Source organism: Homoserinimonas flava (assembly GCF_054969005.1).
Map to the genome: position 1 here is coordinate 299,843 of NZ_JBUEQS010000001.1, position 24,466 is coordinate 324,308.

Annotated in this window: 22 protein-coding genes; 15 read left to right on the plus strand and 7 right to left on the minus strand. The window is 66.5% G+C overall.

The window, feature by feature from the left end:
* Positions 1–58: 58 nt before the first annotated feature.
* From ACY48M_RS01405 to ACY48M_RS01465, 13 genes are all read left to right on the plus strand, one after another.
* Positions 59–2,986: a Na+/H+ antiporter subunit A gene (locus tag ACY48M_RS01405; RefSeq protein WP_462818453.1), complete on the plus strand. Its 2,928-nt coding sequence runs from the start codon at positions 59–61 to the stop codon at positions 2,984–2,986.
* Complete coding sequence (locus ACY48M_RS01410) at positions 2,983–3,453, plus strand: Na(+)/H(+) antiporter subunit C (protein ID WP_462818454.1); 471 nt, start codon at positions 2,983–2,985, stop codon at positions 3,451–3,453. The genes ACY48M_RS01405 and ACY48M_RS01410 overlap by 4 nt, the downstream gene beginning before the upstream one ends.
* On the plus strand, positions 3,450–5,048 hold the full coding sequence (locus ACY48M_RS01415; RefSeq protein WP_462818455.1) for a Na+/H+ antiporter subunit D: 1,599 nt from the start codon (positions 3,450–3,452) through the stop codon (positions 5,046–5,048). Before ACY48M_RS01410 ends, ACY48M_RS01415 begins: the two co-directional genes overlap by 4 nt.
* Positions 5,048–5,614 carry a Na+/H+ antiporter subunit E gene (locus ACY48M_RS01420; protein WP_462818456.1) on the plus strand — a complete coding sequence of 189 codons (567 nt, stop codon included), beginning with the start codon at positions 5,048–5,050 and terminating at the stop codon, positions 5,612–5,614. The genes ACY48M_RS01415 and ACY48M_RS01420 overlap by 1 nt, the downstream gene beginning before the upstream one ends.
* Positions 5,611–5,922, plus strand: a complete 312-nt coding sequence (locus ACY48M_RS01425) for a monovalent cation/H+ antiporter complex subunit F (RefSeq protein WP_462818457.1) — start codon at positions 5,611–5,613, stop codon at positions 5,920–5,922. Before ACY48M_RS01420 ends, ACY48M_RS01425 begins: the two co-directional genes overlap by 4 nt.
* Positions 5,919–6,302: a monovalent cation/H(+) antiporter subunit G gene (mnhG, locus tag ACY48M_RS01430; protein WP_462818458.1), complete on the plus strand. Its 384-nt coding sequence runs from the start codon at positions 5,919–5,921 to the stop codon at positions 6,300–6,302. Before ACY48M_RS01425 ends, mnhG begins: the two co-directional genes overlap by 4 nt.
* 23 nt (positions 6,303–6,325) lie before the next feature.
* A complete protein-coding gene (gene ilvD, locus ACY48M_RS01435; RefSeq protein ID WP_462818459.1) occupies positions 6,326–8,020 on the plus strand; it encodes a dihydroxy-acid dehydratase in 1,695 nt (564 codons plus the stop codon).
* 68 nt (positions 8,021–8,088) lie between these two features.
* Entirely contained in the window at positions 8,089–9,879 is a 1,791-nt protein-coding gene (locus tag ACY48M_RS01440; protein WP_462818460.1) for an acetolactate synthase large subunit, read from the plus strand.
* Positions 9,880–9,883: 4 nt separating this feature from the next.
* The gene (gene ilvN, locus ACY48M_RS01445) at positions 9,884–10,390 is read left to right on the plus strand and encodes an acetolactate synthase small subunit (RefSeq protein WP_462818461.1); all 507 of its coding nucleotides are present in this window, start codon (positions 9,884–9,886) and stop codon (positions 10,388–10,390) included.
* Between the two features lie 25 nt (positions 10,391–10,415).
* On the plus strand, positions 10,416–11,441 hold the full coding sequence (gene ilvC / locus ACY48M_RS01450) for a ketol-acid reductoisomerase (RefSeq protein WP_462818462.1): 1,026 nt from the start codon (positions 10,416–10,418) through the stop codon (positions 11,439–11,441).
* 259 nt (positions 11,442–11,700) lie between these two features.
* Positions 11,701–13,122 carry an MFS transporter gene (locus tag ACY48M_RS01455; protein ID WP_462818463.1) on the plus strand — a complete coding sequence of 474 codons (1,422 nt, stop codon included), beginning with the start codon at positions 11,701–11,703 and terminating at the stop codon, positions 13,120–13,122.
* A gap of 37 nt (positions 13,123–13,159) precedes the next feature.
* Complete coding sequence (locus tag ACY48M_RS01460; RefSeq protein WP_462818464.1) at positions 13,160–15,271, plus strand: molybdopterin oxidoreductase family protein; 2,112 nt, start codon at positions 13,160–13,162, stop codon at positions 15,269–15,271.
* Positions 15,264–16,919 carry an FAD-dependent oxidoreductase gene (locus ACY48M_RS01465; protein ID WP_462818465.1) on the plus strand — a complete coding sequence of 552 codons (1,656 nt, stop codon included), beginning with the start codon at positions 15,264–15,266 and terminating at the stop codon, positions 16,917–16,919. The genes ACY48M_RS01460 and ACY48M_RS01465 overlap by 8 nt, the downstream gene beginning before the upstream one ends.
* On the opposite strand, the gene ACY48M_RS01470 is transcribed toward ACY48M_RS01465, so the two are convergent.
* The 3 genes from ACY48M_RS01470 to mobA form a co-directional block, all read right to left on the minus strand.
* Entirely contained in the window at positions 16,916–18,043 is a 1,128-nt protein-coding gene (locus ACY48M_RS01470) for a molybdopterin molybdotransferase MoeA (protein ID WP_462818466.1), read from the minus strand. The genes ACY48M_RS01465 and ACY48M_RS01470 overlap by 4 nt on opposite strands.
* Positions 18,044–18,120: 77 nt before the next feature.
* Positions 18,121–18,438 carry a DUF6457 domain-containing protein gene (locus ACY48M_RS01475; protein ID WP_462818467.1) on the minus strand — a complete coding sequence of 106 codons (318 nt, stop codon included), beginning with the start codon at positions 18,436–18,438 and terminating at the stop codon, positions 18,121–18,123.
* 65 nt (positions 18,439–18,503) lie between these two features.
* Positions 18,504–19,139, minus strand: coding sequence for a molybdenum cofactor guanylyltransferase (gene mobA / locus ACY48M_RS01480; protein ID WP_462818468.1), 636 nt, complete (start codon positions 19,137–19,139; stop codon positions 18,504–18,506).
* Positions 19,140–19,273: 134 nt separating this feature from the next.
* On the opposite strand from mobA, the gene moaA reads away from it, so the two are divergent.
* Positions 19,274–20,341, plus strand: coding sequence for a GTP 3',8-cyclase MoaA (moaA, locus tag ACY48M_RS01485; RefSeq protein ID WP_462818469.1), 1,068 nt, complete (start codon positions 19,274–19,276; stop codon positions 20,339–20,341).
* Entirely contained in the window at positions 20,334–20,576 is a 243-nt protein-coding gene (locus tag ACY48M_RS01490) for a MoaD/ThiS family protein (protein ID WP_462818470.1), read from the plus strand. The genes moaA and ACY48M_RS01490 overlap by 8 nt, the downstream gene beginning before the upstream one ends.
* 38 nt (positions 20,577–20,614) lie before the next feature.
* On the opposite strand, the gene ACY48M_RS01495 is transcribed toward ACY48M_RS01490, so the two are convergent.
* The 4 genes from ACY48M_RS01495 to ACY48M_RS01510 are packed head-to-tail and all read right to left on the minus strand — an operon-like array spanning position 20,615 to position 24,404.
* On the minus strand, positions 20,615–21,028 hold the full coding sequence (locus ACY48M_RS01495) for a molybdenum cofactor biosynthesis protein MoaE (RefSeq protein ID WP_462818471.1): 414 nt from the start codon (positions 21,026–21,028) through the stop codon (positions 20,615–20,617).
* Entirely contained in the window at positions 21,021–22,040 is a 1,020-nt protein-coding gene (gene moaCB, locus ACY48M_RS01500; RefSeq protein WP_462818472.1) for a bifunctional molybdenum cofactor biosynthesis protein MoaC/MoaB, read from the minus strand. The genes ACY48M_RS01495 and moaCB overlap by 8 nt, the downstream gene beginning before the upstream one ends.
* Positions 22,028–23,299: a molybdopterin molybdotransferase MoeA gene (locus ACY48M_RS01505; protein WP_462818473.1), complete on the minus strand. Its 1,272-nt coding sequence runs from the start codon at positions 23,297–23,299 to the stop codon at positions 22,028–22,030. The genes moaCB and ACY48M_RS01505 overlap by 13 nt, the downstream gene beginning before the upstream one ends.
* Entirely contained in the window at positions 23,256–24,404 is a 1,149-nt protein-coding gene (locus tag ACY48M_RS01510) for a ThiF family adenylyltransferase (RefSeq protein ID WP_462818474.1), read from the minus strand. The genes ACY48M_RS01505 and ACY48M_RS01510 overlap by 44 nt, the downstream gene beginning before the upstream one ends.
* Between the last annotated feature and the right edge of the window lie 62 nt (positions 24,405–24,466).

Here is a 24,466-nt window from a genome sequence, read left to right on the forward strand (position 1 = left end):
GCTGCTCGCAACGTTCCAACGCGTACGCGCGCCGCCCGCCCATAGAGACGGAGGTCACGTGCTGATTTCACTGGCCTTCTTCGCGCTCGCCGGGCTGCTCGCTCCGCTGCTCACTCGCGCGCTCGGGCCACGCGTCTTCTGGGTGCTCGCGCTCGTGCCTCTTGGTGCGCTCGCGTACTCGCTCTCGCTCTCCCCGCGCATCCTCAATGGCGATCTCGTCACGGAGTCGATCTCGTGGATCCCCGAACTCGACTTGTCGCTGGGGTTCCGACTCGACACCCTCTCCTGGGTCATGACGCTCATCGTCCTCGGCGTCGGCGCGCTCGTGCTCGTCTACTGCGAGCGCTACTTCGCGGCGGATGAACCGGGCCTCGGCCGGTTCGCAGGCTTCTTCGTCGCCTTCAGCGGCAGCATGTACGGCCTCGTCATCTCAGAAGACGTCTTCTTGCTCTTCATGTTCTGGGAGGCGACCACCGTCTTCTCCTACCTCCTCATCGGGCACTACACCGATCGCAAGGCGAGCCGCGGTGCTGCACTCCAGGCCCTGCTCGTGACGACGGCTGGCGGCCTCACGATGTTTGTGGGGCTCATCCTGCTCGCGGTCGCAGCCGGGTCGACGAGCCTGGTGGAGATCCTCGCCGACCCACCGGCGACGACCGCGGCGGTCGTCGGTCTCTTCCTCGTCATCGTCGGGGCGCTCTCGAAGTCGGCTCTCATCCCGTTCCACTTCTGGCTGCCGGCGGCGATGGCCGCGCCGACACCCGTCAGCGCCTACCTCCATGCCGCGGCGATGGTCAAGGCTGGTATTTACCTCATCGCTGCGCTCGCCCCCGCGTTCTCCGATGTGCCGGGGTGGCGTGAGGTGCTCGTCAGCTTCGGTGTTGCGACGATGCTCGTTGGCGGCTGGCGGGCCCTCCGACAGACAGACATCAAGCTGCTCCTGGCCTACGGCACCGTGAGCCAGCTGGGGTTTCTCACGGTCATCGCCGGGTTCGGCTCCCGCACGGCGGCCCTCGCGGCGCTCGCCCTTCTGCTTGCTCACGCCCTCTTCAAATCCGCACTCTTTCTCACCGTCGGGCTCATCGACCATTCGACCGGCACCCGCGACCTTCGCAAGCTGAGTGGTCTCGGTCGCTCGCGTCCAGTGCTCGCGGTCATCGCCACCGTCGCGGCGGCCTCCATGGTCGGCCTGCCCCCCATGTTCGGTTTCGTCGCAAAAGAGGCGGTGTTCACGGCTCTGCTCGACGGCTCCGTCCTCGGCGTCGTGGCACTCGTCGGCGTCGCCACCGGATCGGTGCTCACGGTCGCCTACAGCGCACGGTTCCTCTGGGGCGCCTTTGCCCGCAAGCCTGGTGTCGACGACATCGAGGTGCACGCCGATCGGCCCGATGCGCTCGCCTCGCCGCTGCTGCTCGCACTCGGCGGACTCGTACTCGGGCTTCTCGCATCGCTCGTCGACCCATGGCTCCGCGGGTATTCGCTCGAATTCGCCGCGGTCGGCGACCACGACTACCACCTCGCGCTCTGGCACGGGCTCGAGCTTGCGCTCCTTATCTCGGCCATCACCCTCGGGCTTGGCTTGCTGCTCTTCTGGCAGCGGGAGCGCGTCTCCTCGCTGCAAGGCCGGATGCCCGCGCTCGTCAACGCTGCCGACGGTTACTGGAAGGTGCTGCGGTTCATCGACCGCACGGCAGCGCGCGTCACGTCGACGACGCAGCGAGGTTCACTGCCCTTCTACCTCGGCACCATCCTGATCGTCTTCATCATCTCTGCCGCGATCGCCCTCGCTCTGAACTCGACCTGGCCCACCGAAGTCCGGCTGTGGGATCATCCAGCACAGGCCGCGATTGGGCTCATCATGATCATCGCCGCGGTCGCGGCAGTCCGTGCCGAGAAGCGATTCACCGCCGTTGTGCTCGTCGGGGTGACCGGCTACGGCCTCGCAACGCTGTTCGCCCTGCACGGCGCCCCCGATCTCGCCTTCACCCAGTTGCTCGTCGAGACGGTGACCCTCGTCGCATTCGTCTTGGTGCTGCGTCGACTTCCCGCCCGCATCGGCGTCGCCCACGGGCGCCCGAGGCACAGGCTTGTCAGGGCCATGATCGCCATCGCAGTCGGGCTCACGATGGCGGTCGTCGCGGTTCTCGCGCTCGGCTCTCGCATCGCCGAGCCGATCTTTCCTGAGTTCGCCGATCTCGCCCAGGCGGGTGGACACGGTGCCAATGTCGTCAATGTCGCGCTCGTCGACGTGCGCGCGTGGGACACCATGGGTGAGCTCTCCGTCGTCATCGTGGCGGCGACGGGTGTCGCGAGTCTCGTGTTCCTCGACCGGCGCACCGACGACCTCGATCGTCCGAAGCTGGCCCGCGGTCGGCGCGGCTTCTTGCTCCGCCAGCGGCCTGTCACCGAGCCGTCGCGACCGGCTGGCCGTGACCGGAGCGAGGCCGATACGGGAGAGACACGGCTCGCCTGGCTGCTCGCCGGGCGCACGCTCGCGCCGGAGAACCGCTCGATCTTGCTCGAGATGACGGTGCGTCTCGCGTTCCACTCCATCATGGTCGTTTCGCTGTTCGTGCTCTTCAGCGGCCACAATGCCCCGGGCGGTGGCTTCGCCGCCGGGCTCGTCGCGGGGATGGCGCTCGTCGCGCGCTACCTCGCCGGCGGTCGCTACGAACTCGGGGCAGCAGTGACGATTGATGCAGGCAAGCTGCTCGGCACCGGTCTTCTCCTCGCGGTGGGCACGGCAGTCGTGCCGATTTTCCTCGGCGCCGACGTGCTCACCTCGACCTGGTTCGAGGGTGAAGTCGCCATCTTCGGTCACGTCGAGTTCGTGACATCCACCGTCTTCGATGTCGGCGTGTATCTCGTGGTCATCGGCCTCGTGCTCGATGTGCTGCGAAGCCTCGGCGGTGAGGTCGACCGCCAGCAAGAAGAAGAAGATCCCAACACGCCCCACGAACGACTTGAGGAGCGTGTGCGCCCGTGACCGCCTCACTGACCCTCATCGTGATTATGGCGGTGCTCTACGCCACCGGTGTCTATCTCATGCTTGAGCGCAGCCTCACCCGTGTGCTCCTCGGGTTCCTCCTCGTCGCCAACGGCACGAGCTTGCTCGTGCTCACCATGGGAGGTTCCGTCGGGGTCGCACCGATCCTCAACGACGGCACGACGTCGAGCGACATCACCGACCCGCTGCCGCAGGCGTTCGTGCTGACGGCAATCGTCATCACCTTCGGTGTCTCGGCCTTCCTCATGGCGCTGATCTACCGCTCGTGGCGGCTGTCGCAGGCTGACGAGGTCGTTGACGACGCCGAAGACCTCGCGATCGCCCAACGTGACGCCGATCTCGACGTCGAGCTCCTCGATCCGGATCACCAGGATCAGGAGGTCGACCACCTCGATGAGCTGACGGCGGCCCACGACCTGGCCGAGACAGGGGAGGAGTCCAAGTGAGCGCGCTGGTCCCTCTCGTCGTTATCCTGCCGTTGCTCGGTGCGGCGGGTGCGCTCATCGCCGGGCGACGCAAGCGACTTCAAGTGATCACGACGATCACAGCGCTCGTCGCCGTGCTCATCGTCAGCATCGTGTTGCTCATTGAGGTCGACACGCAGGGTGCCCTCGTCGTGGCTGTCGGCGGGTGGGACGCGCCGTTCGGCATCTCGCTCGTCGTCGACCGACTCTCGGCGCTCATGCTCGTCATCTCGGCGATCGTGCTGCTCGCCGTGCTCGTCTTCTCGGTCGGCCAGGGCATGGCTGACGGCGACGACGAGACACCGGTCTCCATCTATCACCCGACATACATGGTGCTCGCGGCCGGCGTCTTCAACGCCTTCATCGCTGGTGATCTCTTCAACCTCTATGTCGGCTTCGAGATCCTCCTCGTCGCGAGCTATGTGCTCATCACGCTCGGGGGTACCGGGTCGCGGATCCGGGCTGGCGTGACCTACATCATCGTGAGTCTCGTCTCCTCGCTGCTCTTCCTTGCCGCGATAGGGCTCATCTATGGCGCCCTCGGCACCGTGAATATCGCCCACATCTCGCTTCGGATGGCGGAACTTTCGCCGGACATCCAGCTCGTGCTGCACGTCATGCTGATTATTGCGTTCGGCATCAAGGCCGCCGTGTTCCCGCTGTCGTTTTGGCTCCCGGATTCGTACCCGACCGCGCCGGCACCGGTCACCGCGGTATTCGCTGGCCTGCTGACGAAGGTCGGCGTCTATGCGATCATCCGCACCGAGACGATCATCTTCGCCGACAGCGACATCAATGAAGCGCTCATGGTGGTCGCGCTCCTGACGATGGTTGTCGGGATTCTCGGCGCGGTCGCACAGGCCGACATCAAACGACTGCTCTCCTTCACGCTCGTGAGTCACATCGGCTACATGATTTTCGGCATCGCCCTCGGCACAGTCGCCGGACTCGGCGCCACGATTTTTTACATCGTGCATCACATCACGGTGCAGACCACCTTGTTTCTTGCGACCGGCCTGGTTGAACGCAAGGGCGGGTCGACCTCGATCAATCGTCTCGGCGGACTGCTCAAAGCCTCGCCGGTCATCGCGATCCTGTTCTTCATTCCGGCGCTGAATCTCGGCGGAATCCCTCCTTTCTCGGGCTTCATCGGCAAATTGGCGCTCTTTACCGCGGGCGCGGAAGACCCGGACTGGCTGGTGTATGTGCTCATCGGGGCAGGCACGGCGACCTCGCTCCTCACGCTGTACGCACTCGCGCGCGTATGGAACATGGCGTTCTGGCGGCCGGAGTCAGAGGTCGAACACTACGAATCGGTGCTTCTTGAAGGCCTGAGCGAGGCCCCGGATGCTGGCAAGCAGCAGCAGACGAAGAGCTCGCCGGTGCTGATGACAGGGGCGACGGCAGGCATGGTTGCCGTCTCGGTTGCCCTCACCGTGTTCGCAGGCCCGCTCTACGGGATCGCCTCGCGAGCCGGTGAGAATCTCGGCGACCCGAACACGTACACGAGTCTCGTTTTTCCCGGCGTTGTCGATGAAGACCAGATCGATGTCGGACGCGACGGAGGGGACCCCTGATGCCCCAGTACACGACAAAGCGGCTCCGGCAGAACTTCTTCAATCAGCTCCCGCTGCTGGTCTGGCTTGTCGTGCTGTGGATGCTGCTGTGGGGCTCGCTCTCCTGGCTCAATGTCGTCACCGGCATCCTCGTCGCACTCCTGGTGACGCGGGTGTTCTATCTGCCTCCCGTCGAGCTCTCCGGTCGATTCAACCTCTGGTGGGCCCTCGTATTCATCGTGACGTTCGTCTGGGACGTCGTGAAGGGCTCGTTCCACGTAGCGTGGATTGCGATCGACCCGCGCGAGATTCCCCACAGTTCGGTCATCGCTGTGCCCTTGCACAGCAAGTCCGACCTCATCATGCTGCTCGTCTCGCTCAACATCTCGCTTGTGCCGGGATCCCTCGTCGTCGAGGCCGATCGCTATGCAACGGTGTTGTACGTGCACGCCCTCGATGCCCACGACGAGAAGTCCATCGAGCACGCGCGTCTCATCGTGCATCGTGCCGAGCGTCGCATTGTTCGCGTGATTGGGTCACGCGACGACGTGCGCCGATGCGATGCCGCGTGGAAGGAAGCAGCATGAGCAGCCTCGTCTTCATCATCATTGGAAGCCTCTTCGCGATCGCAGCGCTCGCGTCGCTGTATCGCATCGTTCGCGGGCCGGCGATCCTCGATCGCATGATCGCATCCGACATGCTCGTCACGACGATCATCTGCGTGCTCGGCGCTGACATGGTCTATAACAACCACACCCGTTCCGTGCCCATCATGGTGGTGCTCGCCCTGATCGCGGTCTTTGCGAGCATGACGGTTGCGCGGTACGTCTCGAAGCAGTCTGCAGAACGGCGACCGGCAGATCGCAGTCCGGTGCGACGGGGGAGGAGCTCATGACGTTCGATGGCGTTCTCGACTCCCTCGCGGCGGTCTGTCTCGTCTTGAGTGCGCTCTTCTCTGTCGCGGCCGGCGTCGGTCTCGTGCGCTTCCCCGATGCCCTCGCCCGGATGCACGCCGCCACGAAGCCGCAGGTGTTCGGCCTCATGCTCGTGCTCGCGGCCCTCGCCCTTTCCGAGCGAAGCTGGGCCACGCTCCTCACGCTCACCCCCATCCTCCTGTTCCAGATGCTGACGGCACCGATCTCGGCGCACATGATCGGCCGAGCCGGCTATCGGGCGGGCAATGTGAGCGAAGAGCACCTCCACGCCGACGAGCTCGACGAGGCCATCGATCGCGCGCAGGCCGATCGCGCCCGCGAAGAGTCGAAGGGCGACTGAGCCGAGGGCACTAAACTTGGCCCATGCCTGAGAAAGACATGAAGCCGCGCAGCCGCGTCGTCACCGACGGAATCGAAGCGACCACGTCGCGAGGGATGCTGCGGGCGGTGGGCATGGGTGACGCCGACTGGGACAAGCCCCAGATCGGCATTGCGAGCTCGTGGAACGAGATCACCCCCTGCAACCTGAGCCTCGGCCGTCTCGCCCAGGCGGCGAAGGAGGGCGTGCACTCCGGCGGTGGGTATCCGCTTCAGTTCGGCACCGTCTCCGTCTCGGACGGCATTTCTATGGGGCACGAGGGCATGCACTTCTCGCTCGTTTCCCGAGAGGTCATCGCCGACTCGGTCGAGACCGTCATGATGGCGGAACGACTCGATGGCTCCGTTGTGCTCGCTGGCTGTGACAAGTCGATTCCCGGCATGCTCATGGCAGCGGCGCGCCTCGACCTCGCGTCGGTGTTTCTTTACGCCGGATCGATCGCCCCCGGCTGGGTCAAGCTCAGCGACGGCACCGAAAAGGACATCACAATCATCGACTCGTTCGAGGCCGTCGGTGCGGTCAAGGCCGGCAAGATGTCCGAGGCGGATGCAAAGCGCATCGAGTGTGCCTTCGCCCCGGGCGAGGGCGCCTGCGGCGGCATGTACACGGCCAACACCATGGCGAGCGTCGCCGAAGCGCTCGGCATGAGCCTGCCAGGCTCGGCGTCACCCGCCGCCGCCGACCGGCGCCGCGATTACTATGCGCACCGCAGTGGCGAGGCGGTCGTGAACATGCTGCGTCTCGGCATCACGACGGGCGACATCCTCACCAAGAAGGCCTTCGAGAACGCGATTGCGGTCGGCATGGCCCTCGGCGGCTCGACAAACATCATCTTGCACCTGCTCGCGATCGCGAACGAGGCGGGCGTCGACCTCACGCTCGATGATTTCAACCGCATCGGCGACAAGGTCCCACACGTGGGTGACCTCAAGCCATTCGGCAAGTACGTCATGAACGATGTCGATCGCCACGGCGGGCTGCCGGTGCTCATGAAGGCCCTCGTCGATGCCGGCCTCATGCACGGCGATGCCCTCACCGTGACGGGCAAGACGCTCGCAGAAAACCTCGCTGAGCTCGATATCGATCCGCTCGACGGCGAAGTTCTTCGCACGCTCGACAACCCCATCCACGCGACGGGCGGCCTCGCTGTGCTCCACGGCAGCTTCGCCCCGGAGGGCGCCGTCGTGAAGACGGCGGGCTTCGACGCCACCGTGTTCGAGGGCCCCGCACGGGTGTTCGAACGCGAGCGGGCGGCGATGGATGCGCTGACTGACGGAGCAATTTCTGCCGGGGACATCGTCGTTATCCGCTACGAAGGCCCGAAGGGTGGTCCGGGCATGCGCGAGATGCTCGCGATCACGGCAGCCATCAAGGGCGCTGGGCTCGGAAAAGATGTACTACTCTTGACAGACGGACGATTCTCAGGCGGCACAACCGGCCTGTGTATCGGCCACATAGCACCCGAAGCAGTCGACGCAGGTCCGATTGCCTTCGTGCGCGATGGTGATCTGATTCGGGTCGATATCGCAGCTCGGTCGCTCGACCTACTCGTCGATGAGACTGAGCTGGCAGCCCGCCGTGAAGGCTGGGCTCCACTTCCTCCGCGCTATACCCGTGGCGTTCTCGCGAAATACTCCAAGCTCGTGCACTCCGCCTCGGAGGGTGCGATCACGGGATAGTCGCGAAACCCGGCGCAGCCCGATGCTCCGATTCGACCATTCGCGTTCACGATGCAAGGATTCCAGTGATGTCAGCGGATACACCGCCAACGCCAAGCAATACGTCTTCAGTGCCCGAAATCCTCACGGGGTCCGGCGCCATTCTTCGCTCGCTCGAGCACCTCGGCGTCAAAGACGTCTTCGGGCTTCCCGGCGGCGCCATCATGCCGTTCTACGACGAGCTCATGTCGTCAAAGACGATCCGCCACATCCTCGTGCGCCACGAGCAGGGTGCCGGTCACGCCGCCGAAGGATACGCGTCGTCGAGCGGCAAGGTCGGCGTGGCCATCGCAACCTCCGGCCCCGGTGCCACGAACCTCGTGACGGCCATCGCCGACGCATACATGGATTCGGTGCCCCTTCTCGCGATCACCGGTCAGGTCTTCTCGACCTCGATGGGCACTGACGCGTTCCAGGAGGTCGACATCGTGGGCATCACGATGCCGATCACAAAGCACTCGTTCCTTGTGACGAAGGCAGAAGACATTCCCAAGACGCTCGCCGCGGCCTACCAGATCGCGTCGACGGGTCGTCCGGGCCCCGTGCTCGTTGACGTGACGAAGGATGCGCAGCAGGCGAGCGCGCCGTTCGTCTGGCCGACCTCGGTCGACCTCCCCGGCTACCGTCCCGTCGTCAAGGCACACGGCAAGCAGATTCAGGCGGCGGCCCAGCTGCTCGCTGACGCAAAGCGCCCCGTCTTCTATGTCGGTGGCGGTGTGGTGCGCGCCGGCGCGTCTGCCGAACTGCTCGCGCTCGCTGAGACGGTGGGTGCGCCTGTCGTCACAACCCTCATGGCGCGCGGTGCCTTCCCCGACTCTCACACGCAGCACCTCGGTATGCCGGGCATGCACGGCACCGTGCCCGCCGTGCTCGCGATCCAGGAGTCAGACCTCCTCGTGTCGCTCGGTGCGCGTTTCGACGACCGCGTCACGGGCAAAGCGAGCGAGTTCGCGCCCGATGCGAAGGTCGTACATGTCGACATCGACCCTGCCGAGATCTCGAAGATTCGCACGGCCGATGTCCCAATCGTCGGAGATGCCAAAGATGTCATCTCCGATCTCACTTCTGCCTTCATGATCGCGATCGGGCAGGGCAAGCCCGACATCGATGACTGGTGGGCGAGGCTCGATGCGCTGCGTCGGCAATATCCGCTCGGCTATGACGAACCCGATGACGGCTTGCTCTCGCCGCAGTACGTCATCGAGCGCATCGGTGCGATCACTGGTCCGGAGGGTGTCTACGCCGCTGGCGTCGGCCAGCACCAGATGTGGGCGGCCCAGTTCATCAAGTACGAGCGCCCCAATGCGTGGCTCAACTCCGGTGGCGCCGGCACGATGGGCTACAGCGTGCCCGCCGCGATGGGTGCCAAGGTGGCGAACCCCGACCGCACTGTGTGGGCGATCGATGGTGACGGATGCTTCCAGATGACCAATCAGGAGCTCGCGACGTGCACGATCAATGAGATCCCCATCAAGGTTGCGATCATCAACAATTCGTCCCTCGGCATGGTGCGCCAGTGGCAGACGCTCTTCTACGACGGTCGACACTCATTCACCGATCTCAATACAGGGCATGACACCGTCATGGTGCCCGACTTCGTGAAGCTCGCTGAAGCCTACGGTGCCCTTGCGATCCGCGTCACTAAGAAAGAAGAGGTCGACGCAGCGATCCGGCTCGCCAACGAGACCAACGATCGTCCCGTCGTGATCGACTTCATCGTGAGCCGCGACGCCATGGTGTGGCCGATGGTGCCGCAGGGTGTCGGCAACTCGTCGGTACAGTACGCGAGAGAACATGCCCCCGAGTGGGAAGAGGAGTAGCGCCATGAGTCATGTCCTGTCGCTCCTTGTCGAAGACAAACCAGGCTTGCTGACGCGTGTCGCTGGGCTGTTTGCTCGACGCGGCTTCAATATCGAGAGCCTTGCGGTCGGCAAGAGCGAGATCCCCGGGCTTTCGCGCATCACAGTTGTGGTGGATGTCGAGGAGCTTCCGCTCGAGCAGGTCACGAAACAGCTCAACAAACTTATCAACGTGATCAAGGTTGTCGAACTCGACCCGGCGCAGACCGTGCAGCGTGAGCACATGCTCATTAAGGTCCGCGTCGACAACTCCACCCGCAGCCAGATCCTCGAAGCCGCTACGCTGTTCCGGGCCCGCATCGTCGACGTCTCCACAGACGCCGTCGTGATCGAGGTCACCGGCGACACCGCCAAGACGCAGGCGCTGTTGCGGGTGCTCGAGCCGTACGGGATCAAGGAGATTGCGCAGTCAGGGCTGCTCGCGATCGGGCGTGGGTCGAAGAGCATTACTGAGCGCGTTTTCAAGAACTAGCGAACAACACAAGGAGAAAAACACAGTGACCGAGATCTTCTACGACAACGACGCCGACCTTTCGCTCATCCAGGGCAAGAAGGTGGCCATCGTCGGCTACGGCTCGCAGGGCCACGCCCACGCCCAGAACCTGCGCGACTCCGGCGTTGAGGTTGTCATCGCGCTCAAGGACGGCTCGAAGTCGACCGCGAAGGCCCAGGAGCAGGGCTTCGAGGTGAAGAGTGTCGCCGATGCTGCAGAGTGGGCCGACGTCATCATGATCCTCGCGCCTGACCAGCACCAGCGCACGATTTTCAACGAGCAGATCAAAGACAAGCTCACGCCGGGCAAGACGCTCGCGTTCGCTCACGGTTTCAACATCCGCTTTGGCTACATCGAAGCCCCTGAGGGCGTCGATGTGGTGCTCATCGCGCCGAAGGCCCCCGGCCACACGGTGCGTCGCGAGTTCGTCGCGGGCCGCGGCATCCCAGACATCATCGCGGTCGAGCGTGACACCAGCGGCAAGGCCTGGGATCTCGCACTCTCCTACGCGAAGGCGATCGGTGGCACCCGCGCCGGTGTCATCAAGACGACCTTCACTGAAGAAACCGAGACCGACCTGTTCGGCGAGCAGGCTGTGCTCTGCGGTGGAACGTCGCAACTCGTGCAGTACGGCTTCGAGGTGCTCACCGAGGCGGGCTACCAGCCGGAGATCGCCTACTTTGAGGTGCTGCACGAGCTCAAGCTCATCGTCGACCTCATGTGGGAGGGCGGCATTGCCAAGCAGCGCTGGAGCGTCTCCGACACCGCCGAGTACGGCGACTATGTCTCCGGCCCGCGCGTCATCACCCCTGAGGTGAAAGAGAACATGAAGGCGGTGCTCGCGGACATCCAGTCGGGCGCCTTTGCTGACCGTTTCATCACGGACCAGGATGCCGGCGCTCCCGAATTCCTCGCGCTCCGCGACAAGGGTGCCCAGCACCCCATCGAGGTGACCGGCAAGGAGCTCCGCGCCCTCTTCGCCTGGAAGCAGCAGGACGAGGACTACGTCGAGGGCAGCGCCGCGCGCTGATTGAACCCGCCGCGAATTCACGGCGAGCACGGGCCGGTACCCCACAAGGGTGCCGGCCCTTCGTTGTGTCACGCCGGATGCTCGGGGGTGCGCGCGCCGAAGATGTGACGTGGATGTAACAGCGACCTATCATTCGGGACATGTCGGTGTGATGAATTGGTGACACGACCGTATCGGGCGCCACGATCAGGGGAAACAGCGCGTCACTACCTTCGGAGGCAGAACATCCCACACCCCTCGACCGCTTCTGGAGCATCCCATGACATCGAGCGCCACCGTTCAGCCCCCAGCGTCGCCGCCGATCGCCCCACCCACCAGCGTCACGCCGCCGCTCGTACACCGCCCAGGGCGGTGGATCGACAACTGGAACCCCGAAGATGACGCGCAATGGAACGGCGGTGGCAAAGCCATTGCGGCACGAAATCTCAAGTGGTCGATCTTCGCCGAGTTTCTCGGTTTTGTGGTGTGGCAGTTGTGGAGCATCGTGGTCGTGCAGCTCCCTGCGGCCGGCTTCAACTTCGACACCGGCCAGATCTTCTGGCTCATCTCGATGCCAAGCCTCGTCGGGGCGACCCTGCGGTTCCCATACACGTTCATGGTGCCGAAGTTCGGGGGCCGCAACTGGACGTTCATTTCGGCGGCATTGCTCCTGATCCCGGCCACAGCGCTCGGGTTCTGCGTATCGAACCCCGAGACCCCGTTCTGGGTCATGCTGTTGGTCGCGGGGCTGGCCGGCTTCGGTGGCGGCAACTTTGCGAGCTCGATGTCGAACATCACGTTCTTCTATCCGCAGCGAGAGAAGGGCTGGGCGCTCGGACTGAACGCGGCCGGCGGCAACCTCGGTGTCTCGGTCGCCCAGGTCGCGGTGCCGCTCGTCATCACGTTGGGCGCCATCGGCACTCTCAACCTGCACCTCGCGGGATGGATGTGGATTCCCTTCATCGTGCTCGCCATGTGGGGCTCGCTGAAGTTCATGAATAACCTCTCGAGCGCCAAGGCAGACTTCTCGGCATCGATCGCCGCGGTCAAGGAGCCACATCTCTGGATCATGGCCATGCTCTACATCGGCACCTTCGGCTCATTCATCGGGTTCGCCAGCGTCTTCCCCAAGCTCATCGCCGACCAGTTTCCGGAGTTCTCGTCGTTCCAACTCGGCGCAGCGTCACTCTCACTCGCCTTCCTCGGGGCTCTCGTCGGATCACTCGCCCGACCGTACGGGGGCAAGCTCGCCGACCGCTTCGGCGGCTCGCTCATCACGGTAATCGCATTCGCCGTCATGGCCGTCGGTGCGATCGGCGTCATCTGGATTCTGCCGATGCAGAACTTCTGGGCGTTCCTCGCAATGTTCATGGTCATCTTCATCGCAACGGGTGTGGGCAACGGCTCGACCTACCGAATGATTCCGAGCGTGTTCGCGGCGAAGAGCGGGGTCAAAGACGCGCACCGGGAGTCGGGCGACGTCGGAACGCAGCGCAAGACGGCGGCAGCCCTCGGCATCATCTCGGCCATCGGTGCCTACGGCGGCTTCATCATTCCTCAGGTGCTCAGCTACTCCAAGACCTCGACCGGGGAGTACACAAGTGCCATCGTCGGCTTCGTCGTCGCCTATGTCGTGATGATGGCGATCACCGCATTCTTCTATCTGCGCAGGGGCAACTCCGTCGCCGGACAGCGCATCTAATGAGCACCATCACACCGACAGCAATGGATATCACAGCGTGACCACAGCATCCGCCGACTTCGAGACCGCGTCGCACTGCCCGTACTGCGCCCTGCAGTGCGCCATGACGCTATCGACGTCGGCGGATGGTCGGCTGTCGCTGCGGGGCCGGGAGTTCCCGACGAACCGTGGCGGGCTGTGCAAGAAGGGGTGGACGGCGGCCGAGCTCATCGCATCGCCTGATCGCATCACCGAACCCATGGCGAGGCAGGCCGACGGCACCTACGCGGCGGTCTCGTGGGGCACGGCGCTCGACGCCATCACGCAGCGGGTGACGGAACTGCAGGCTCGACACGGTGCGGATGCCATCGGCGTCTTCGGCGGCGGCGGGCTCACTAACGAAAAGGCTTACCAGCTTGGCAAGTTCGCGCGGATCGCCCTCGGCACCTCGAGAATCGACTACAACGGACGCTTCTGCATGTCTTCGGCGGCTGCGGCCGGGAATCGGGCGTTCGGCCTCGATCGAGGGCTGCCGTTCCCGCTCGAGGATCTCGATGCGGCCGACACGATCCTGATGCTCGGCTCGAACGTCGCCGAGACCATGCCGCCCTTCATCGGGCATCTCGACGGTGCCCGCGCGGCCGGCGGCCTCATCGTCGTCGACCCGCGTCGCACGGCGACCGCGCGGTTGACCGACGACGGTGCCGGAGAGCACGTGCAGGCAGCAGCCGGCAGCGACCTTATCCTCTTGCTCGGCCTCACCCACATTGTCATCGCGGAGAAGCTCGTTGATGTCGACTACGTCGAGCGACGAACGGCCGGCTTCGCGGCACTGCGCAGGAGTGTGGCGCAGTGGTGGCCCGAGCGGGTGCAAGAGCATACGGGCGTGCCGGCGCGGCAGTTGCGCACCCTCGCCAGACGTCTCGCCGCCGGCCGTGGTACCTACGTGCTCACGGGCCGCGGCGTGGAGCAGCATGCCGACGGCACCGACACCGCAACCGCCGCCATCAACCTCAGCCTCGTGCTCGGCCTTGTCGGCACCAAGCATTCCGGCTACGGCACCCTCACCGGCCAAGGCAACGGCCAGGGCGGCCGTGAACACGGGCAGAAATGCGACCAACTCCCCGGCTATCGCAAGATCACTGATCCTGCCGCCCGGGCACATGTTGCCCGCGTGTGGGGCGTCGATGCAGACGCGATCCCCGGCGCCGGCGTGCCTGCAGTCGAGTTGCTCACCACCCTCGGGCAGGCCGGCGGCGTGCGGGCGCTCCTCGTCCACGGTTCGAACGTCGTGGTCTCTGCTCCGAATGCCGACCGTGTGCGGACAGGCCTCAAGGGGCTCGACCTCCTTGTCGTCTGCGACTTCTTCTTCTCTGAGACTGCGGCGCTCGCCGACTTCGTGCTGCCGACGACCCAGTGGGCGGAGGAGGAGGGCACCATGACCTCACTCGAGGGCCGTGTTATCCGTCGTCGACAAGCGATCGAAGCGCCCGACGGCGTGCGGTCTGAGCTGTGGATCCTCGCGGAGCTCGCTCGTCGGCTCGGCGCGCCCGGCACGTACAGCACCGATGCTGGCGAAGTCTTCGACGAACTCGCTCGAGCGTCAGAGGGTGGCATCGCCGACTATTCGGGAATCGACTACGCGCGCCTCGACGCAGGGGAGGCCCTTCACTGGCCGTGCCCCGTTGGCTCCGATGGAACCCCGCGGTTGTTTCTCGAGCGCTTCGCCCACGACGACGGCCGTGCGCGCATCGTCGCGGTCCGCGCGCAGCACCGTGACGCCCCAGCGCAACTCGACGGCATGCTCACGCTCATCACTGGTCGACTTCTCGAGCACTATCAGTCGGGGGCACAGACCCGGCGCGTGCCAGAGCTCGCCTCTGCGAGGCCAGAGGCGCTGGCCCAGATTCACCCGGCGACGGCGGCCGGTCTCGGCATCGTCGATGGTGAAATGGTCGAGCTGTCAAACGCGAGAGGCATCGTGCGGTGTCGTGCAGAACTCACGACCTCGATCCGACACGACACGGTCTTTCTCCCGTTCCATTTCACGGGTGACCAGCGAGCGAACATCCTCACGGATGACACGACTGATCCCATTTCGGGAATGCCGGAGTTCAAACGAACGAGCGTGCGCGTGCGAGTGATTGAGGGAGCGATGGCGAATGTCTGAACGCATTGTTCTTGTCGGCTACGGCACGGTCGGGGCCCGCTTTGTCGAGGGGCTTGTTCCTTCGGTGCGCGCTGGCACTGTGCACCTCACTGTCGTGGGGGCCGAGACGGATGCGGCGTACAATCGCGTGCTCCTCGCCGACTACGCCGTTGGGCACGTTGATCGTGACGCCCTCGAATTCACTGAACACGAGGAGGCCGTCGGTGCGGGCGTGCGTATCGTCACTGGAACGACGGTCGTGTCACTCAATCGCACGCGTCACACGGTCACGCTCGGTTCGGGCGAGGAGGTGCCATACGACCGCCTTGTCCTCGCGACAGGTGCGCGCGCAAACGTGCCAACGCTCGGCGGCATCGCGCGCGTTCGACGAGGCCATCTGCGACCACCCTTCGATGCCGCGGTCCTCGACTCGGCCGAAGCGCCCCTACCGCGCGGCGTCACCGCGCTGCGCGACCTTGCCGACGCCCGCACGGTGCTGACGGCCGTCGAGGCGGGGCAGCGCATCGTCGTGCTCGGCGCTGGGGTGCTCGGCATGGAGATTGCGCTCGCGGCTGCGCGCTCCGGCAGCGACGTGTGTGTGGTCTATCACGGCGATGTGCCCATGGAGCGCAATCTTGATCGCGGCGGTGGTGCAGTGCTCACTCGAAGCGCCCGGCGCGCTGGCGTATCGATGGTGCGGCACACCCGTGCGGAGGCGGTGATGTTCCGTGATGATGATGACGGGGTCCCGCGGTTCGATGCGCTGTTGTGTGCAGATGGTAAGCAGATCGAGGGCGACCTCTTGTTGCTGTCGTGTGGCGTTGGTGCTCGGTCTGAGCTCGCGGAGCTCAGTGGTCTCGCGGTGACGACCGGTGTGCTCGTCGATGAGCGTCTCCAAAGTTGGAGTGACGCAGACGTCTATGCGATCGGCGACTGTGCGCACGTCGCCACGCGATCGCTCGACGAGTCGGGCCGCCCACTCGATGATCGGCCGGCGGGCGCACCACAGGGGCTCGTCGGGCCCGGCTGGCGGCAGGCCGATTGGCTCGCCCGTCTCTTCGCGGCCGAGGCGGACACGATCGCAGCGGCCTCCGCAGCCCCCTCGGAGCCGTTCATCGAATCCGTCGGCTCGGTCGTCATGCTCAAAGCGGAGGGCGTCGATGTGGTCGCGGCGGGCGACATCCACGCTGAACCCTGGGATGCGGAGCTCGACGAGCCCCACGAACATTCCGAGGCGTGCGCCGCGGCCCCCCAGCGTGTCTCGCAGTGGGCCGACCCGGAGCACGGACGCTACGTGAAGATGGTGACGCGCGCGGGCATCCTTGAGGGGTTCGTGTGCGTCGGGATGCCGCGGACGGGTGCCGAACTCACCCTCTTGTTCGAGCGGGGCAGCGAGCTGCCGGCTGATCGCTCGGTGCTCCTCCGCTTCGATGGCCCGGATTTTGACGCGGCAGCGGATGGTGCCTCGCTCGCCCCCGACGCGACGGTCTGTTGGTGCAACGGCGTGTCGGTGGGGCAGATCACCGCATCGGCCCTGGAAGGCAACACGACGGTCGCGTGCATCAGCGCGGCAACCCGCGCGGGAACGGGGTGCGGTGGGTGCAAGGGCCGCATCGGCGAGGTCCTCGAGTGGGCACAGACCCCCGAGCAGCCCGAGGTCAGCGTCTAGGCCTGCCAGGGGAGCTGCAGCGTCTCCACGGTTGTGCCGGCGCGCACTCCGCTGGCCGGTACGACGATCACGCTATCGGCGTCGGCGAGCCCGCGCAGCATCCCCGAGCCCTGATGCATGACCGGGGCGAGACCCGCTGGGGTCAGGTGTGCGGCGACGAGCGTCGTCGTTGCACGCCCCGACGTGATGTCGATGGCTGCGATCGCCGTGCGGAGGGGTGCGAGCGGTCGCCCGAGCAGCCCGTCGATGACGGCAGCGCCGATGCCAACGAGCCCCATCATGGCCGCCAACGGGTTGCCGGGAAGACAGAGCAGCAGCCGACCATCCGGGTGCCGGGCAAGCATGAGCGGGTGCCCTGGCCGCACGTCGATGCCGTCGATGAGGGTGTCTGCCCCACACCGTGCGAGTGCCGCCCGCACGTGATCTGCCGGACCATGCGCCGTACCGCCTGTCGTGATGACGAGGGGTGCATCGGCGGCGCGCAGTGCGGCGACCGTCGCGGCCTCGTCGTCCGCGAGGTGCCGGATCCGGGCTCGCCGGGCTCCGAGACTGCGAAGCAGCGGCGCGAGGTGCGGTCCGAACGCGTCGCGCACGCGGCCGCCGCTGGGCACGCCGGAGGTCACGATCTCGCTCCCGAGGAGCACGACTTCGATGGCAGGAGCCATCGTCACCGGTAGGGTGTCGTGGCCGCTCACCGCGGCCAAGCCAACCCTGGGCGGTGTGAGCACCGAGCCTGCGGCGAGCAGGAGCTCGCCGAGCGCGGCCTCCTCACCGGCACGCCTCACATGCTCGCCCGCGTGCGGCTCATCGTCGCGGGCTTTCGGCCCGGGCAGGAGGGTGCCGCCCTGGTCGAACCCGTGCTCGGTCCGCAACACCCCGAGGGTGCCGGAGGGCACGGGTGAGCCGGTGGCGATGGCACGCGCTGTGCCTGGCCCAAGCGGGTCAAGTGTGGGTGGGTCACCGGCCACGATGGCAGCGTCGAGCTGCCACGGGGGGTTGCCAGCAACCGCCCAACCGTCCATGGCCGATGCGGCGTGTGCCGGCAAGGGTGTTAGGGCGTGAAGGTCGCGAGCGAGGGTGCGGCCTGTAGCATCCGATATCGGCACCGTCTCGATATCGCCCACAGCTGCTGCTCCCAGGCGGTGTGCGAGGGCGCGGGCGTCGTGCCAGTTCGTGGAGGCGCGGTGCACAGGCTGGGTGACTACGGCTTTGGGGTTGCCGTGCCAGGGGCGGCCGAGCCTGTCGCGGCGGACTCGATCGCCCGGCTGGCGTCAGCGACGGCGCGCTCGAGATCGTCGCGAGTGCCGCCAGCGAGTCCGGCGGCAAACCCGACGAGAAAGGTCGTCACAGGTGCGGCTGGGCGAGCCACGGCGTGCGCTGCATCTCTCGCGAGGTCAAGGATGAGGGGCACGTCGACCTGCGTAGCAGGCGGCACGCCGAGTTCTGTCACGAGCGCTGCCGCCCACTCCTCCAGTGTCGTGTCGGCCGACGGTTCGCCGTCGGCAGGGAATTCGGTCACATGATCCTCCACTCGTCGTGCCGCCACTGTACAAGGTGGTGCCCGGCGAGGGTCGCGTCGGCCACTCAGGCGACAGATGCTGCGGCGCGCGGCAGGCGGATGCCGAGCCGCGCGGCATCCGCGGGTGTGTCGATGTCGGCACACAGGGCTGCGGGAAGCGGGAGTTCGGTCACGGTGAGGTCGCGGATGATCGCCATGACCGGGAGGCCGGCGAGCGTTGGCCGTGCCGCCACTGCACGCCGGAGCGCTGTCGTGCGGTAGAGGGCGAGGAGGGGCTGACGCCGACCGTCCGGGTCTACGGCGATGAGGGCGTCGGATGCCATAGTCGCGTCCGGGCCGCCATGCCCGAGCCCCGCGATGAGGCGGGCGAGGGCCTCCCCGACGTGGGGGAGGTCGCCGGCGATGACGGCCGTGTACTCGGAGTCGCTCTCGCGCAGGTAGGTGAGGCCGGCGCCGATTGCTGCGGCCGGGCCGCCGAAGCGTGGTGTTTCCGCTCCGCGACGCACTCCTCGGGGCGTATCGAGCTCGCCTTCGTAGCCGATGACCGCGATGTGGCGGGCGGGCCGCGCTGCGTCGAGACTTCGGAGGATGAGGGAGCGTCCCTCATAGATCAGGCCGGGTTTGTCGATGCCGCCGAGCCGTGCGGCGCGGCCACCGGCGGCGATGATCGCGTCCCAGCGGGGTGCTGCTGTTGTCGTCACTGCGGCCTCTCTCTGTCACGTTGAGACTAGGTGTCGGTGATTGCCCTGGCGTTTCGGCACCGTTTCGCTGTGTGGCGTTCTACTCACAGCTTGCCGATGGGGATGTGGGGTGGAGTCGGGCCTAGGGTGTTGACATGACTCGCCTCGCCCTCGGGATGCCGCTGATCCGGCGCGACCCCGGCGTCATGCCGTCGCTGGCGGGCCGACCGGAGTTTCCCGGTTTGATCGATCGCTTCGGGCGTGTTGCGAAGGATCTCCGTATTTCGATCACCGAGAAGTGCTCGTTGCGTTGCACCTATTGCATGCCAGCAGAGGGGCTTGCGGCGATCGCGCGCGACGACATTCTGACTCCGGCAGAGATCGCCCGGCTCGTGTCGATCGCGGTGCGCGACCTCGGTGTCACCGACATCCGGTTCACGGGCGGTGAGCCGCTCATGCGGGCGGACCTCGACGAGATCATCGGTCAGAGCGCAGCCGTTGCGCGCGGCGCATCCATCTCGATGACGACGAACGCGGTGGGGCTCGAGCATCGCATCGACGCACTCGTCGCCGCAGGACTCACGCGCATCAACGTCTCGCTTGACACGGTCGATCGAAATCATTTCGCCCGACTCACTCGGCGCGACCGTCTGCCCTCGGTGCTCGCCGGCATCGCGGCAGCGCAGCGGGCTGGGCTCGCGCCGCTGAAGATCAATGCTGTGCTCATGCGTGACACGCTCGCCGGCGCGGTCGCCCTGCTGGAGTGGTCTCTCGCGAATCAGTGCCGTCTGCGGTTCATCGAGCAGATGCCGCTCGACGCGGATGAGGCATGGGCGCGCGACGCGATGGTCGATGCCGCCGAATTGCTTGAGGTGCTCGGACGACGATTCAGTTTGACTGAGTTCGGCCGCGACGACCCGTCCGCCCCCGCGGAAGAATGGCTCGTCGATGGTGGCCCCGCTACGGTCGGCATCATCGCGTCGGTCTCGCGGTCGTTCTGCGACGAATGCGATCGCACGAGGATCACCGCGGAGGGCACGGTGCGTTCGTGCCTGTTCGGCGATGATGAGACCGATCTGCGTTCACTCCTGCGCGGCGACGCGAGCGATGAGGATGTCGCCGAGTGGTGGCGCGCGGCGATGTGGGGCAAACAGGCGGGTCACGGCATCGATTCGCTCGGGTTCGTGCGCCCGGCACGGAGCATGGGAGCGATCGGTGGCTGAGGTGCTCGTGCGGTACTTTGCGGCAGCTGCCGAGGCGGCTGGCTGCGAGGAAGAACGACTGTCGGGGGTCGCCACGATCGGCGACGTTCGACGCGTGCTCGTCGACCGCTACGGCGCGTCCATGGAGCGGGTGCTCGCCTCTGGCTCATTCCTCATCGACGGGGTGGTGCGGCGTGAGCTCGCGACGCCGGTCGGCACGCGCATCGACGTGCTGCCGCCGTTCGCGGGCGGGTGACCCCACCCTCGTGCCGATGCGCCGTCAGCTGAGGTTCGTCAGAGCCCGACCCACTCCGTCGCACCATCGCTGCGGTGCTGTCGCTTCCAGATAGGCACCCCGGCCTTAATCGCCTCCACGAGCTGCTCGCACGCCGCAAACGCCTCAGCCCGGTGTGGGGCGGCGACGGCAGCGACGAGTGCGGTGTCGCCGATCGCGAGTTGGCCGACACGGTGTGCCGCCGCGACCCGGAGCCCCGTCGTGAGCGCGACAGACTTGCAACACGCTTCGAGAAAGGCCGCGGCATCCGGATGCGCCTCATAGTCGAGCGCCGTCACTGGGGAGCCGCCGTCGTGGTTGCGCACGACCCCTCGGAACGTCACGAGTGCGCCATTCTCGGCCGTCATAACAAAGCGCTCGATCACGGCAGCGTCGATGGGGGTCGCCGACACGCTCGCGAACACCTCACTCATGGCGCGCCTCACCCGCGATCTGGGCGACCAGGTGCTTGAGGATGTCGTCGAGCACGGCGAGGCCGTCGCGCACCCCGCCAGGGGAGCCTGGCAGGTTGACGATGACAGTGCCGGATGCGACCCCGGCGAGTCCCCGCGAGAGCACCGCGGTCGGCGTTGCCGCAACCCCGCGAGCTCGGATCGCCTCGGCCACCCCAGGAAGTTGGCGGTCGAGGAGCCGGGCGGTCGCCTCGGGGGTCGCGTCGGTGGGGCTCACGCCGGTGCCGCCTGTTGTGATGATGACGGCGGGTGCCGTCGCCACGACACGGGCAAGACCGTCCGCGATGTCGGCATCGGGAATGACCTCCACCCCGTCGACCGCGAAGCCGTGCGAGGCGAGCCATTCGGCGATGAGCGGCCCCGTCGTATCGGCGCGCGTGCCGGCCGCCGCGCCCGTCGACGCGACGACAACCGATGCCGTGCCCGCGCGCGCGTGCACACGAGCGGTGTCGGCCCGGATCTGGCCGACCGCCGCATCGGGTGCCTGCTCAGCGGCACCCCGAATCCAGTGGCCGCGTTTGCCGCCCGTCTTCTCGTGCAGCGCGATGTCGGTGAGGCAGGCCTCTGGGTCGATCGCCTTCACCATGTCGTGGAGGGTGAGCCCGGCGACGGCCACAGCGGTGAGCGCCTCCATCTCGACGCCCGTTTGCCCCGTCGTGGCGGCGGTCGCCGTGATCTCGATCACGGAGCCCTCCAACGCGAAGTCGACTCGCACTGAGGTGAGGGGGAGCGGGTGGCAGAGCGGGATGAGATCACTCGTGCGCTTCGCCCCGGCGATGCCGGCGATGCGCGCCGTCGCGAGCACGTCAGCCTTCGGCAGCCCATCGGCCCGGACGAGCGCGACGACGTCTTCAGTGGTCACAAGACGTCCGCGCGCTGTCGCTGTGCGACGCGTGATCGGCTTCGCCCCGACGTCGACCATGCGTGCCCGACCGTCGGCATCGAGGTGGCTCAGCCCGTTCACAGCACCCACGTCTCCACCATGTCACCTTCTGCCAGCGTTGTCGTCTCAAGCGGCACATCGAGCAGAACTTGGGATGCCGCGAGTGCGGCGACGAGGTGCGACCCCGGCCCTGAGACGGGTTCCACTCTGCCATCTCCCGTGATGCGGGCGCGCACGAACTGGCGTTTGCCTGCGATCGATTTGAGCTCGCGGGCGAGTGGCCTTGGTGCCGGCAGACGCGGCGGAAGCCCCGCGGCGTCGCGCAGCATTGGGGCGAGGAGGACCGTGAATGAGACGTGGGTGCTCACCGGGTTGCCGGGAAACCCGACAATTGGAACATCGTCGATCACGCCGAGCGCCTGGGGTCCACCGGGCTGCATGGCGATGTGGCCGACCCATGCGCCCGATCCCGCAAGGGTGAGGCGCACGACCTCAAAGTCGCCCATGGAGATGCCGCCCGAGGTGATGATGAGTTCTGCACCGGCGGCCACCGACCCCCGGAGTGCCGTTGTGAACGCCGCGGTGTCGTCGCTCACGCGAGCGGTGAAACACACCTCGGCGCCGCACTCCGCGATGAGCGTCGCGATCGCGACCGTATTCGAGTCGAATACTTGGCCGCCCGTCGCGATCGATCCTGGGGCGACGAGTTCGGCCCCCGTCGTGATGATGGCCACCCGGATGCGCGAGCGCACCGCCACGGCGGAGCCTCCCGCAGCGGCGACCGCCGCGAGATGGCGCGGCGCCAGCACGACACCACGATCGATGAGTCGATCGCCCGACCGGATGTCGCTCCCGCGCTCACGCACATATGCGCCGGCCTGCGGCGCGACGTCGAAGTGCACGGTCGCATCAGCGGCTTTCGCGTGTTCGACGGGCACGACGGCATCGGCACCCTCCGGCAGCGGCGCCCCTGTCATGATGCGCACTGCGGTGTGTGGCGCGAGTGGTGCGGGGGTTGCCGGGCCGGCGGCGACCGTGCCGACGATGGGGAGCACTGCGGGGAGCTCGGCGGCGCGCACTGCGAATCCGTCCATCTGCGAGTTCGTGAACATCGGCAGGTCCGTGGTCGACACGATTGGCTCAAACGTGACGCGGTGGAGAGCACTGGCGAGACCAACCGTCTCCGCATCGCGCTGCAGCAGGCCGCCGAACAATTCCCGCATCTTCAGGACGTGTTCTTCGACGCTCCTCGTCGTTGCACCGTGCATCGTCAGGCACTCCCCTCGCGACGGGTCCCGGCCACCATCAGTACCGCGCCACGCCGGTGTCGACGTTGGTGGACCAGGCATCGATGCCGCCTTCAAGGCGCCGCGCCGTCGTGAAGCCATGCGAGCGGAGGGTCTGAAGCGCGGTCTCCGAGCGTACGCCGTGATGGCAGTACACGACAATCGCGCGATCGCGATCGCGGTCGAGGCCGCCAGCGCCACCGCTGAGCGCCTCATTGAGCTGACCAAGCGGGATCAGTGTGGCGCCAGGCAGGCGAGCGAGTTCGAACTCCCACGGTTCGCGCACATCGACGAGCATCGGCGGGATGGCGCTGTCGAACTCTGCACGCAGAGTCGGGGCGGTCACGACCCCGCCGCTGTCGGGGCCAGTGCTCGCGGCATCCGTCACGGGAACCACCCCGCAGAAGTCCTCGTAGTCGATCAAGTCGGTGATCTGCGCCGCGTCAGGGCTGTGAGTGAACTCGAGCTCGCGAAAGCGGCCGGTGAGGGCGTCATACGTCGTCACCCGTCCCGTGAGGGCGGCGCCGATGCCCGTGATGCACTTGATCGTCTCGGTCGCAACGATGGAACCGATGACGCCGCACACGGTCGGCAGCACGCCGCCATCAGCGCACGACGGCACGGTGCCGGGTGGTGGTGGGCTGGGAAAGAGATCGCGATAGTTCGGTCCAGTGGCGGCATCGACGACGCCAGCTTGGCCGCCGTACTGCGAGACTGCGCCCCACACGAGTGGGATGCCAGAGAGCGCGGCGGCATCATTGGCGAGGTATCGGGTGGCGAAATTGTCGCTGCCATCAAGCACGATGTCGTAGTCGGCGAAGAGCTCGCGCGCGTTGGCCGCCGTGAGACGCACGGCGTGCGCCACGACGATGGTTCCGGCCCCGATGGCCGCGACGGTGTCGGCGGCCGAGGCCACCTTGGGGCGTCCGACGTCGGCGACCCCGTGAATGAGCTGGCGGTGCAGGTTGCTCGATTCGACGTCGTCGTCGTCGATGATGCCGATCGTGCCGACCCCCGCCGCCGCGAGCGCCGGAATCGTTGCGCTGCCGAGGCCCCCAGCTCCGATCACGAGCACACGAGCGGTCGCAAGTGACTGCTGGGCCGCGACCCCGAAGCCAGGCAGTGCGAGTTGGCGTGAGTAGCGCTCGGCCATCCCTTCGTCGATCATGCCGCCATTCTCGCAGGGTGATGCGGCAGCTCCCTGCGCCGGGCGCAGTGACCCCGCCGGTA